Annotated in this window: 6 protein-coding genes; 3 read left to right on the top strand and 3 right to left on the bottom strand. The window is 58.1% G+C overall.

All coding sequences use genetic code 11. From position 1 onward, the window contains the following. Positions 1-318 precede the first annotated feature (318 nt). A complete protein-coding gene (locus ACQ66M_RS12465; protein ID WP_430404169.1) occupies positions 319-3786 on the top strand; it encodes a hypothetical protein in 3468 nt (1155 codons plus the stop codon). Positions 3787-4002: 216 nt separating this feature from the next. Here the strand turns inward: ACQ66M_RS12465 and ACQ66M_RS12460 are convergent, their stop codons facing one another. The 3 genes from ACQ66M_RS12460 to ACQ66M_RS12450 all read right to left on the bottom strand — a co-directional run bounded on the left by ACQ66M_RS12460 (position 4003) and on the right by ACQ66M_RS12450 (position 7848). Next, positions 4003-5520, bottom strand: a complete 1518-nt coding sequence (locus tag ACQ66M_RS12460; RefSeq protein ID WP_430404167.1) for a hypothetical protein — start codon at positions 5518-5520, stop codon at positions 4003-4005. 29 nt (positions 5521-5549) lie between these two features. After that, on the bottom strand, positions 5550-6479 hold the full coding sequence (locus ACQ66M_RS12455) for a trypsin-like serine peptidase (protein ID WP_430404165.1): 930 nt from the start codon (positions 6477-6479) through the stop codon (positions 5550-5552). A 79-nt stretch (positions 6480-6558) separates the two neighbouring features. Further along, the gene (locus ACQ66M_RS12450; RefSeq protein ID WP_430404163.1) at positions 6559-7848 is read right to left on the bottom strand and encodes a S1 family peptidase; all 1290 of its coding nucleotides are present in this window, start codon (positions 7846-7848) and stop codon (positions 6559-6561) included. A 274-nt stretch (positions 7849-8122) separates the two neighbouring features. On the opposite strand from ACQ66M_RS12450, the gene ACQ66M_RS12445 reads away from it, so the two are divergent. Together ACQ66M_RS12445 and ACQ66M_RS12440 are read left to right on the top strand one after the other, a co-directional pair. Next, positions 8123-12379, top strand: a complete 4257-nt coding sequence (locus ACQ66M_RS12445; RefSeq protein ID WP_430404161.1) for a trypsin-like peptidase domain-containing protein — start codon at positions 8123-8125, stop codon at positions 12377-12379. A 593-nt stretch (positions 12380-12972) separates the two neighbouring features. Next, positions 12973-13554, top strand: a complete 582-nt coding sequence (locus tag ACQ66M_RS12440) for an RNA polymerase sigma factor (RefSeq protein ID WP_430404159.1) — start codon at positions 12973-12975, stop codon at positions 13552-13554. The last annotated feature ends 54 nt before the right edge of the window (positions 13555-13608 follow it).

Here is a 13608-nt window from a genome sequence, read left to right as displayed (position 1 = left end):
CTTGAAGTACATGTGTCTCGACAATCGGCAACAGCCAGGCCGTCCTGACCGTGCCGGGCCACTATCCGCGGGTCGTTACTATATCTTCCTTTGCGCCCTTGACCGAACCGATTTTGTGACTGTTCCCCAACTTGTTCCTACGGTGCGGTATTGTTGGATGGTTTGAGTTTGAGGGTTTCGCTGTTAGAGTGAATTGGGATCCGGTACGGTCATCCAGTCCGAGGTGGGGACACAAGCGCCAGAACTGAATGTCATCCGGAAGGTAGAGACGCTGTGGACAGTCCGTGGCGGACTTGACTGGACCCGGGGGGATGGCTGGTGGAAATTCAATCTGTCTTGTTCGCATGTATCGGCGCCTGGGTGGTCTGCAGACTGCTTGTCGAGCCGCTCGTAACCCGCCGTGCCAAGGCTCGGCTTGCTGCCGGCCAGACGGGTGGTCTCGGCTCGGTGTCGCTGGCCCAGCTGGGCTCCAGGATCCTGCTGCTCGCGTCCCTCTCGGCGGGCATGGCCTATGGGCTGACCGTATGGATCAATGCCCAGGACCAGATGGGACTGGCCGAGACGAATGTGATGCTGGACCGGATCGCTGAGGCGCGTGACCGGATCGCGGCGTTCGGGACGGCCTGGGGCATGGCCGCAACCGGTGCAATCGCCGCCGGTCTGGCCCTCCTCACCTTCCAGGCCAGCAAGGCGAAGGAGAAGCGGATTGTCAGTGAGGTCTGGAACGCGGAAATATCCCGCCTGCAGGCTGCTTTCGAACGAGGCGAATGGGATGACCTGGCGCCGTCACCCGAGATGCAGCAGGTCCAGCGCAACATGGATGAACTGGCCGCAGCCTTCGAGATTGCGCAAGCTCGCGGGGATGGCCAGCGGGCGGCCGCGATCCGGGCCGCGTTCGAAAAGCTCTCCGAGGCGCAGGTCTTCTTCGATCTCCGGCGGCGGGCCGAAGTGCATATCGCACCTGAAACCGTCGGCATCAAATCCAAGCGCTCCCTGCCCGGCTGGATCAGCGCCATCTTCTTTTCCAAAGGGGTCGTGGCGAGCCTTGGTACAGGCACAAGGATCCTGACGGCCATCGGCCTCCTGGTCCTGTTCCCGAGCCTGCTGGCGGCCAGCTATACCGCCGCTGAACCGGCCTTGCAGGCATCTCTTGACCGGATCGAAAACCGCCGGGCCGCACTCGCCTTCGAAATCGAATTTGCCGAGATTGACCAGGCGTATGATGCGATCCTGACGGTCCCGACAGTCGAGACGGTTGAGGTCCTCGACGATGAAACCGAAAACGCCATTGCCGAAACGGCGCAGGTCTTTGAAGCCGACATCCTGCCCCGCATACTCGTCCGCTCGATCAATGTGTCCGGCGCCAACCTGGATGACAGAGTCCGCAGCCTTGAAACGGCGTCGGCGCGCCAGAAACTGCTCGAGATCCGGGCACAGTCGGCACGCGGTGCGCAGGCATCGGTTTCCGGCGGGGTTGATACGCCAGACTTCCACACCCTGTCTTCGGCCGAAATACCCGGTTCTGGCACAACCCGCGGCGAGCTGCGGCGCATGGCGCAATCTGATCCCGCCGCTTTTGCCAGGCTGCGCGACAATGCCCGCGCCCTGAAGCATACATTCACGACCCCGGCGGGTACGGGTCAGCTACAACGCGCGCTGATATCGCAGATTGTCGGCCACGCCGCTGAGCTCGCCCCTGCCATTGACGGGCTTGATCCGGCCCTTGACCGGCAGGTCCGGGCCTGGGCGGCCGAGATACCCACGCCGGACGCTGCCCGGGCACGCGAGGTCGTGCTGAAGAAATGGGTGGTCGAAAGCCAGCGACAGGCGCAACTCGACTGGTCCGGGCTCGCCGACTGGCATCATTCCCCTCTGTCCCCTTCAACGGGCCAGTCTGTTGGCAACGCACTTTTAGAATTTGAGCGGTCCTTGCCGCAGGCCACGCGGCTTGCGGACAATCTGCCGAGCCTGTCGCGGGCGCCGCGCTACAATCCCGGTCAAGCCGCACAGGCCGTCGGCCAGATGGCCGAACGTCTCGGCAACGGATCGGAAGGCGCCAGTTTCCCGGCCCGCGCGCTGACCGTCTTCGATGACCACTTTCCCGGCCAGGCCGGCGCCGAGCTGGCAACGCCGCAGGCCCGATCCATACAGGCGATCTCCGGTTCACCGCCCGTACCGGCAGCGCGCAGGGCAACCGCGACGGCGAGTGCTGCGACGCGCGCCCGTTCTTACGGACGGCTCCGCGGATTCTCGCGTATTGGCGGGGTCCTTATTGGCCGGGAACCGGAAGATACCGAGCGCCAATTGGCCATTGACCACTTTTCCTGGCGCAGGACCGGCGGACGCATGGAGCTGGTGATGGGCCTTGGCAATGATCGGCAGACGATCGGACGATTTCATCCTGCCATCATCCACCTCGCCCTCGCCTATGCCGCCGATGGCCGCCCCACCACCGTGACCATGGTTACGACCGATGTGGTGCCCGACCTTCGCATTCTCCTTCATCCGGCGTTGGAAGATACAGGCCTCGGATGCCGTGCCATCCGGCTCGACCAGCTGGCAGACGAAATGTCTGCGGTGTCGAACAGCCCGCTCGCCGCCGTCCGGTCGGACGCAGTCGAGCGCATACATGGGGAGTTCGGCCTCTACCGCATGGCCTGGCGGGCAAGGGCAGCAACGAAACTGCCGACGAGTGGGCTCAGCGGGGACGACCTTGCCTATGCCAGAGAGGCCGTCACATCAGCCGAGAGTATCCCCGAACACGAGCGTATCGCTGCAGCAGGGATATCCGGGTCGGTTGCAATGCCCCTTTGGATACGGCGTAAACCTGAATTCCTCGACCTGTCCCTCGTCGGACAGATGGAAGCCTGCCTGCCCAGCCAGTCACTGGCCCAGTTCGAAATCTGCGTCGCGGGCAATTCCGGACGCGCCAGCGCGGGCGCGAGCGGGTATGCTTGGCTCGCCCCGCCGCCAGACTACCAGGTCTGGAGCGGCGTACGCGAACTCCCCTTTAATCTCGATACAGAGCTCGGCTTTCTCCAGCCGCCAGGTGGGCAATCAGTCTGGCCGTTCCGGTTCATGGTTCAGGTCGCCTTTGAATCGCCTGCCTATTTTGCCGGTGGCGCAACGAAATGGGCCGATGAGCGCAATACAGCGCGCGATGACTATGTGGACTATGATCCCTGGGAAATATCGACGGTGTCCGAAAGCCTGTCGCAGGCGATCGAGGCGGAAGTAGGCAGGAACGCCCAAGTCTCCGATATTGTATCGTCGATGCGGGAATTTGCCATCCTGCAACGCCTGTTCCGCACCGCGCTCGATGGCCGGCTCGGCCCGGACTTCCCGACCGACCAGCTTGTTGCCCTCTCCGAGCAAACTGTTTCAGACGTCAATCCCGATGCCCTCACCGCGCAATGGCTGCGTCGACCCGGTGAGATCGAGGGGCAGCTTTTTGCAAGAACGGCCGCAGTCGCAGAGACACTTCCGAGCGAGTCCGCAGAGGATCAGTTCTTCTCGCGCGTCGGCGATTGCATGGCATTGATTGTGGACACGGTAGAGAATAACCCGACAGCGGAGATTGCCCTCGAAGCGATAACGGCGGATCGCTGGAACAGGGTTTGTGTGTTCAGCAATTTGAGCGCATTTGGCTCAGAAGGCGGCGCGGCGGATCTGGAGGAGTTCTCCCGGATTGCGGCTGAAATCCGAAATGTCCGCCGTTCGGTCGGAGCGACGGCGCCCGAAAAGGTGGAATATCCCAGCGAGCGCGGTTACTGCCCCGAACTGTAGTCCTTGCAGTCGTCGCTTCCGGACGCCTTGCCAGTTGAACGCGCGTTCACGTGTCGAATACCCATGGTCAGCAGCAACCGCGCGGATTGGACTGTGGTTATGGGAGCCGAACGCCGAATCACCCTTGCCTTCACGTTTGCCACGAATACTTCCAGTTCAGCACATGAGGGCTTTCCGCCGTGTGCGTGCGGCCTGCACGCTCCCGGACGGAGGCCCCTATTCGGCCACTTCGGAGGCCTTTGGCTCCCATGAACGCGCTTCGGCAATAAGCGTCTCCGACGTTGCGACCACGCTGTTGGCATCCAGTTCGGCAAGTCCGCCATTCCTGGACCTGCGTTCCAGAACATCGAGCAGCTTGTCCTCGACCGCCTCGCGCGTACTTTTGATGTCGGCAGAGTTACTATTCTTGTTGTCCAGAGCTGCTTGCAGCAGTGCGTTCCTGCTCTCTAGCTCCCGGACCTCGGTTCGGTCCTCGCGGATCCGCTGGTAGGTATCCGTGATCCGGGTATCGCGCACCGTCCCGTCAGGATCGACGAAACCGTCGACTGCCTGGTCGACGAGGCCAAGTGTTTCATCGCTGGAAAGGTACTGGCCCACAGCTTCCATGACAGGATTACCTGGATTGGTTTCCAGTGTGTGCACAGTCAAATTGAACAGGCCATAAGAATTGGTCTCTTCGATACCCGGCAGGTGCATCCAGGCCGTGACAAGGCCGTTCGCGCCATTCTTGCCGAAATGGCCCTTTCGCAGTCCGGGGACCCGCACGCCGCCAAGGGCAAAATAATTGGTGGTGCTGAGCCCCGCACTGCTACCAGTTTCTGTAAAGATCTGTGGCGCAGAAGCTGACCCGAAATTGAAAACCAGCGCAAAATCCCGACTGTTTTCGGCGCTTCCTGGGGACTGAAATCCGTCCACGTACAAATCTTCCAGTTTCAGGCGGAAAAACGGAGGGACCTGCGCAGCAAGCGTATATCCCTGGAAATAATCCGGGCGGGCGGCTACAGACGACGCTTCGTCGCGACCAGCCGCCCCGTTGTCCTTGGTCAAGGTACGTTGCCCTTCCAGAATACCGGAGAGTTGTCCGGCACTGGTCGTATCGCCGGTGTATTCGATCGCCGCGGCAGATGCGTCCGTATCCTCTGCGTCCATGGGGAGGTCGAGACGATCGTCATCGTCCTCGCTCGAGATCGACAGTCTGGCCGCCTCGGCGGCCTTCGTCGCGGCGCTGATCGATTCATAGGCTGTCTCAAGGCGGAACGAGGCGTAGAGGTCCGGCGTGCGTCTGATGCCAAGCCGAGTCCACGTATCGGTCATGCTTGATGTCGGTGCCTCTACTGCGCCCGGCACACCATGCCCTGCCCTCACGATGTGGATGCAGCGAATGGCAGGGTTGACGTCGAACATGATTGCACCGTCTTCCGCCTCGGACACAAGATAGAAGAACTCGCTGGAGACCGCTACTGCGGTTGTCGTCTTTTCCTTGCCTTGTTCTTCGATGTAATCGCCAAAGGCTCTCAGGGATGTCTTGCCGACTGTCTTGAGCAGCCCGGCACCAAATTTCAGTGCGATTGCGCTATCGATTGCTCGTTGATTGCCGCAATCGTCCAGTATGATGCGAAGGTCTGCATTTGGCCCTCCCAGGACACCTTCGCCGTCGGCGCCTGCCTGCCGAAGCGTTCCGCAGCCTGACAGCAGCAAGCTGCTCGCGAGTACCCCGGTAAATACAGTCCGCATATGAATGTCCTTCGTGCACATTGTTCAGTTCAATCCACCGGACTGACATCTATTCCGAGCGCTCCCAGCCCCAACGACGCCGAGACTGCAGGCTGTACCGGTTGGTCGACGCTTGAATCGGTGCCGACATGAAATGCAATTAGGTTACCTGTGTATTCGTCGAAAATTGGCGCCCCAGAGCTTCCGCCCAATGTCCCGCATGAATGGAGAAAATAGGCAGGTAGCTGGTCCAAACCCGACGACAGCAACCGGCAATCTATCCTCGACAGACGCAGCGGATAGCCGTTTGGATGATGAAGGATGAGGAGTTCCTGTCCTTCGACAGCATCAGATACTGCCGAAATGCCTGTTACACGGTCAGCAGAACAGCTGGTCACTGAAAGGAGTGCGAGATCTATACCAGAGTCATACGCCGAGCCGCAGAGTTCCGCTGGACGCCACTCAGCCGTGGTCATGTGATTCATGTATCCGAATATGACTCCGATCTCGTGCGAAAGGTCATCGCCACGGTCGTCAAGCGAGGCGCCTGCAAAGCAATGACCCGCACTCACGATATAGTCATCTGAAATGCGCAGGCCCGTACACACGCTGAGCCGTCTCGAATCTTGCGATTTCCGATTTTCTCCGACGATCGTCGTCGTCGACTGGGACAGGATATCGATCCTCACGACATTCTCACCCCATTCTACGAAACGTGACGTCGAATTGAAGTCGTCGGCCTTTTCCAATGTCGGAATTGCATTTTCCGGCGGTGTTGCCACGATGCTGCCGAACCCTGCCGGGCAGTTGAGGTCGACGTTGCCAAAGCACCCGGGATGAAACAGTGATTTCTGATCCAGATTGTCCGCTTTGACCTCGGTCCGCTCCGACGTCGCTACGATGGCCAACACGCTCTCGACACCGCCGCCAACAAGCCGTCGTGCATCGGATTTGAATTCGGATAACAGCAGGAATCCCACGGAAAAGCCAACTACCGCGGACCCAGTCAATATCAGTGGTCTGGAAAAAATCACCATGTTTCTGACAGTTTGTCCCCCTCTAGTCCTGCAGCCAACCCCGCTGGATATCGGCTATGGATTCCCTGATGTCCGAAGAGAGGCGCACATACTTTCCGCCGTTTCCGCAGCCCAGCGAGCCGGCCGGAACATTCGGGGTCTCGACTGCCGAACTGGTCACCCCAGCCAACCGAAAGTCGGCACTGTCATAGGCGACTGCCCCAAAGTAACCCTCAACCGTGTAGTGTGTACCAGCCACCGGGACAAATAACGGACCCCCGCTGTCCCCGTCACATGTGTCGGAATCGTAGGATGCGACGGGTTTCACAGCGCCAGCGACGATGTGCATTCCCGGATGACATCCATACTGGGTGGCATCGGGTATAGATTGGCCGTCTGCGGACAAAAACCCGCGGCAGTCCCGCGATGCGATCACCACATCTGTGAACATCTTGTCCCCAAATTTCAGCACCGGATTGCCGCTGTCAAATTCTCTTCGATACCCGAAGCCAACCACGCGGCCAGCCCGAGCATCATCAAGATCAGCGTCGGACGCCAGTCGGACGGGTTCGATATCGACGGGCTCCGAGAGCCGAAGGAGCGCAAGATCCAGGCCCGATGTGGCGTTCAGCGGATACGCAATATCTGCGACCCTGCGCACGCGGGAAAACTCACCCTTTCGAAAGGATTTTCCAAAAATCACGTAACTGTTGATATCAACTGCATTCCCGTTTCCGACGCAATGGCGCGCCGTCAGAACAGCCGTAGGCCCGACTAAGTTGCCAGTACAGATTGGTCGCCGCTTTCGAGATGATGAGACCAGAACGACAGTATGCGGCCATTCCGCAAGCGATAGTGCAGGCACACCATTAAACACCTCACCTTCACTACCATAGGGCTGAAGCGCATCGACCGTGTCGCGGATCCGACTGTCCAACCCAATACCGTGCATCATGGGATGGTTGCACTCGGCGAATATTGAGTCTGCTCCATCGCAGTCCAGGTTCGCGTCGATCAAACCTGCTGACTTAAGCTGGTTGAGTGATACCTGCGGCTCCTTCAGATCCCCCACACGCACACTTTCGTCCGATCCGTCGTCTGCAAGTTCAAACGCTTCCGTCGAAAGCGTCTGAGGTGAGTGCAGGTTCGTTGTCGCAAGCTCAGTCGTACCGGACCCCTCTTCGGCGGTCGTGATGTCCTGCTCCAACATCTGAATTTCATCAGCGTCCGATCGGACCTCCGTGGGATCCGCAGCTTGTTGTTCCGCATTGCACGCGCAGACGAATAAAAGCAGAATAGCACCCACAGCCGCCTTCAACATAATGGTCGTCACGCTGCTACCCCGCCGTGTTGAATTATCCTGCTGAGATAGAAACGTATTTCAAGCATCTCGGCTTGGCAACATTTCGTTAATCATTTAGTTTGGCGTCCGTCGGCGGTGGGGTCGGCGCGTTCCGGTCCCTTTTCGACAGGACGCCGGCCAGGACTGGGAGCAGAGCGTGCGAACTCTAGTCGTCTTCACGATCACAATCGCTTTTATGGTTGGCGCTCTGTTCGCGGCTCTCTCAGGCAGGGATATGTCCGGGAACGGAAGTCATGATGACAGCATGGAGAGTGATGGACCCGAGCCGGTTGCCTATGATCGTCTTGTGACACTGTCCTTTGACCGGAAGTCGCCCTGCGCAAACGCCGACGATTGCTCCAGCCGGCGAAAGGCACTCACGGAAACTCAGAAAGCACGTTATTCCGATCTTGAACGTCTCAATCGGTATACAGGCACGAGCAACAACTACGAACGCGTCGATGGAATAGATGTCTCGACACCCGCGCGGCGCCTCGCTCGTAGCGTCGGTCGCCTCGACTTGACCACAAACACGGAAACCTACCCTTGCACCGGAACGATCGTTTCCAGAGAATATGTCCTCACCGCGGCGCATTGCCTGGTCGATCCAGAGACCGGTGTCCTGCGGAGCGATATTGAGCATATCGAGCTTGAGCTTGGCTACCTTGAGGAGGATGACAAGTATGATCAGGATAGCGATCGCCGCAACACCCTGTTGATTGAAGTGCCGGACGCAGCTGACTTATCTCGCATATTCTACGCTGTACCGTTTCGAAAAGGTTCGCGCATGGAGACGGTTACGGGAGGAGCCTGCTCAGAACCTGGAATGACGTCGAAACACACCGATGGAGACGATGACCTCGAAATCTGTGGCGGATGCCTGGACATGACGGATTTTGCACTTCTGAAAATAAAGGATGGATACACAGAAGACGTCGAACAGGCATTTCCGGTCGCAAAGCTGGCCCGCATCGATCCGAGCGTGGGGCTGGATATGCAACTGGTTCATCACCCGGCAGGAGGCATCCAGCTATTAACGCGACGCTATTGTCGGCCTCAGCCTTCTCGATCGGGCGGCGTCATGCTGAACGCATCTGTATTCAGGCATACATGCGAAACCCAGCCAGGAAGCTCCGGCGCACCCATCTTTTCGCCCCGGCACGATACGATCCTTGCGATACACACCTGCTGCTCAGACCTGAAGGTTCGCACATCGAGCGCGGCGGAGTCCTCCAATCATGCGATGACGGTCTCCGCTATGGCCGCCCTGTCGATCGAAATTTCTGACCTTCTTGACGACGATGTCGCTCCTGTCCGCGATCTGGAGCGAGCAGGGGAAGCGCGACGCCTGTCATTGGAGGCGAAAGCGATCATGGAGTCCAGCCCGCACGCAGCACTTGAGCGAGCACACGCAGCCATGTCGCTATTGCAGGCGACGGACAACCCGGCTCAGCAATACCGCATAGACGCCGAAACTCAGAGCGTCCAGAAAATCGCCAACGAAGTCCTCAACAATCCAGCCCTTCCCGATGTGAAGTTGACTTCCGGTTCGAACACGCAATGGGCGGAAATCGTTCCTGGCGGCAAATTCATGGTTGAAATTGCCAAAGACGAGGACAGGGATGACGCTCGAATTGTTCAGCTTCGGACACGCGCAACGGATAACTACCTGTCAACGGGCAAATTTGGATCGGAACTCAGCCGTGCACGAATTATACTCAAGGACAAAGCCGACCCGTTGTGGACTTCGAGCAAAAGAGAATACCTGGTCACGCCCTCTGGTAAATTCCTGATCGTTTTCTCCAATAGCACCGGACCCAATCATGGCTCAGCCTTGAAATTATACACTGTGCCTGCCTTGACGCCAGTCTTCTCGGTAAATGTACCTGCGCAGGAAGCCGATGTGGGCACGGCCGGTCAACCTCCAGCATCTGAGGGGTTCGGCTTCAACTTCGATCAAGATGCGATCCGCTCGAATAACCCTCTCCGAATACATCTTGACGACGGCCACTTCGTGCTTGGATACGACAATTACATGGTCTTGACCGGCCCGGAATGGCCGCGCGTCGTTCGGCTTGACTGCAAGGAGGCTGAATGCATTTATGGCGTGCGGGATGGGCGTGTGCTTGCTGCCGAAGCAGTCGCGGGCGACGACGAAACTTCAGACCGCGTAAGCTTGAATTGGATATCCGCAGACGGATCGCGCCAGCAGGTGATCCAGGCTGACGATCCCGCTGCACTCTCAGTATCTCGAGACCTATTGCATATCGCGCGCGATATTCCGGGTAGTGACCATAAAGTGGAAGTACTCAATCTCGAAACGCTTGCACGCGTTTTCGAATTCGACCGTCCGGATGTCATGCTACGTAGCCAGAGTCCGGGAACCGGCTACTATGACGGACCAGACTTTCCGATGTCGCGCTTTGGCAATCGCGGCGTTGCGATTTTTGGTGATAGCGCTTACGAGGCCTGGGCTCTTGCTACAGAACCATGCGCATTGCCCTGCAACTCAACTTCCGCCTTTGATCTGATCAAGATCGATCTGAAAACTGGAACGATATTGGCGCGCTACAAAGATGTTTCAGACGTCATTGGTGCAGGCGATATACTGGACGCGGGCTTGCTGAATCTACCTGATGGGAGCACCTTGATTTGGTCTGCGAACAATTTGGCGAACGTTCAACCTGACGAAAAGTCTTCGGCACTCACGCTCGTGTGGGAGGCAGTCAAACGGGAAACACCAAACAGCTTCGAGGCAGGCGCGAACAGACGCCTTTCAGCGCCTGAGATAAGCCTTGTCGGAGACAGTCCGATCATTCTTATTCGCGGAGATACAGATATCAGTTTCTCCAATTTGGATTCAAAGGAATTTGTACCGTTCAGGCTGGAACCAGAGTTCAGGATTGCCCGTTCCGATCAGCTTATTCCATCGCCATCTGGCAACTGGATCACCGTTACCAGCAGGGAATCTCGGCGTATTGAACTTTATGATGTATCGAACCTGTCGAAAACGTCTGGCACACAATCGCGCACCAACTTTTCCCCCATGGCAACTCTGAGACCAACAATCTCTTTCAGCGCCATGCGGTCTGGCGGGGATATTCCCGTCTGGCACTCCGCCGCAACGATGCGAAGCCAGGTCGATGTGATCGTCAAGAAATTCATTGAAGAGGACAGGATTGTCTGGGATGTCTACACGCCCTCGAATGGGCCACTCAGTGGCGCTTTCTTGCACCAATACGTCGAAGGAACCGACTCGGAATCCTATTTTTCATCGCTTGATCGGGGCACCCTCTTTCGGAGGTCAGAAACACAGGGATGGAGGCTGGGACAGGGATTGGGTTCAGACGTTTGCGTATTCACGCGTTTGAAGATGGGTCCAGGCGGAGCAACGTTGCGGAGCGAACGCAGCCACAAGGCTCCCTGTCAGCTTCGCAAATTTCTTCTTACCGACACGCGATTATTGTTGTGGGAACCGACCAATGATGATCTGGCCCGCGTACACCGTTTGGAGTTCGACCCTCAGCAGAATTTCGAGCCGACAGAAGATATCTATCTTAGTCGGCAGTGTCGGTCCCAGTCGACCTCAGAACACGAACCAAACGCTACACGCGCCGTTGCGGAACAGTCTGAAAGCATGATCGTTTCACTCGAAAGTGACTTCGCCAGCAATGCCCGCAGCGCCATGGTCTCCTGTTACGATGACAACGGTTGGAGTGGCACGGCACTCCTGTCTTTCGCAAAAGGCGAGACTCAAGTGCACAACATTGCCGACTTTCAGGACCCAGCCAACAGGTTCGAGCCTCTCGGCGCGGTCTTCCTGTCAGGTCGCTGGTTTGTAAATGGAATATTGCTTCTCGCTGATGAGACAGAAGTATACGCCGTTCGCATTATGGATGAGCGAGGCGTTGAGATTGACACCCTCGAGTATGAATTTCCAATCCGCTTGGCGGCGCTCCGCCAGCAGAACCGTATTGCCATATTTGGCGACAGCATCTCCAGGGTCGAGGCAGACCAGACATGTGGGTGCAATATTGATCTGGTCGACCCACTTACTCTCAAAAAGCGTTCCGTCAGATTGCCCATCCGCAGCCGAAGCGTTGGGGTCGCGGAAACCGGTAATGGCGACGAGCTGTTTGTTGTTCAGTATGATGGACAGGTGAGTTTCCTCGACCCGGAAACTGGAAACAGCGAGGGACAAGCTCCATCTGCTCTTACGGGCCAATCCATTAGCTCCCCTGGACTTGCGAAAGTTCTTGGGTACACAGCCATAACCGACGTCGCCGAACAGCGCTTTGTCACGATCAGGTCATCAGGTGGAGACCGGCCCAGGGTATTTGACTTGAGCACGGGTGCTGAAGTGACAGGTCTTGGTTCGGGAAAGTACCCAAGGGATATCATGTTTGATCGCTCTACGATGAAGCTGACTTCGCTTAGTGAAAGCGCCTATGGTTACGATGCGGGCCAGGATTTGCTGGAAAAGCTGCAGGCTCGAAGTGATCTGCTCAAAGGCCTGCCGTAAGCCCGTGAATCCTTTTGCTAATCGTGCACCCACTTGAGCGAGTTTGAACGTCTGACCCAGCCCCCTGATCCGGGCCATTTATTTGTAGCAGCGCGTTTCCGAAACACCGGACTGCACCCGTTCCACCTTCCAATTCCGGTTGCAATCCGATACACATCCACCCCGGGTGGGCCGGCACAGCGATAAGGTCTCCGGACCAAAACCTGTGCCCCGTTGCGCATGCTTCGCGGTTTTCCGACGGCCCACCTATTTCTTTTCCAGGTTGCAAACACGCGCCTCCTCCCTTAGGATAATTCTCAGCATCTTTGCATGAAGAGGCTCGGGGCGTCGGAAACCCTGGCAGAGCATGATCCCACCACATGTGCGTTCCAGCACAGAAGGTCTTATTGCGACTGCTGCTATCCGTGCGCGCATCCGGGGCTCCTGGTTCACGGGTGCACAGGGCGTCGGAAACCCTGGTGAAGCATGGCTGACCTCACCTGCGTGATCACGCGCGGGGCCACTGCTTTGTACCAGCCCTTCTGACGAAAGAGCTGAAGCGAGGGCATGGCATGTCGGGTGCGCAGTCAATACCAGACCAAAGCAGGCGCAGCGTGCCAGCTGACGCGTCAGCGACAGCGAGGGCGCTCCCTTCCAAAGGGCTTGTCGGCGACGCGGCCCTTAAAGTGTTGTTCCGCGAAAACCATAGCCAGCTGCTTCGCTTCTGCCGGATACGGATCAGCCATGCTGCGGACGCCGAGGACCTCGTCCAGGATGCTTTCCTGTCTGTGAGACGCGCCTATCCGGACAAGGGAATTGATGAGCTGAGACCGCTCCTCTTCACGGCCCTTCGTAACCTCACGCTGGACTATCTCAAATCTGGCTATGCGAAGCAAAGGCGGTCATCGGCCGAGATCGGCGACATGGGCGAGTTTCTCGCATGCCCGCGCTCGGTGACACCTGAAACCCAGCTGAGGGACGCCCAGCTGCTGGCGATCGTGCAGGCGGCCCTTGCAGCGCTCGATCCCCGTAAACGCGAGGCCCTGCTGCTCAGCCGGCTTGAGCGCCTCACCCACAAGGAGATTGCCAAGCGCCTGTCTGTCTCCCCGCGAACGGTGCGGAGCGACATTACCGACGCGATGGCCGTCATCGCCAAAAGCCTTGAGCGCGCGGAGGACCCGGAACGAGAGGGCTGACCCGCGTTTTGCATCGCGTCTGTTTCGGTCGCATGGCGTTGCATAATCTGGCCT

The sequence above is a fragment of the Hyphomonas sp. genome, assembly GCF_965284475.1.
Taxonomy (GTDB): Bacteria; Pseudomonadota; Alphaproteobacteria; order Caulobacterales; family Hyphomonadaceae; genus Hyphomonas.
Note: the sequence above shows the minus strand (reverse complement) of the source record. Positions and strands in the feature narration are given on the sequence as shown.

Coding starts and splice junctions, on each gene's coding strand:
- ACQ66M_RS12460 (WP_430404167.1), bottom strand. CDS start 5,520: ATGCGGACTGTATTTACCGGGGTACTCGCGAGCAGCTTGCTGCTGTCA.
- ACQ66M_RS12445 (WP_430404161.1), top strand. CDS start 8,123: ATGGAGAGTGATGGACCCGAGCCGGTTGCCTATGATCGTCTTGTGACA.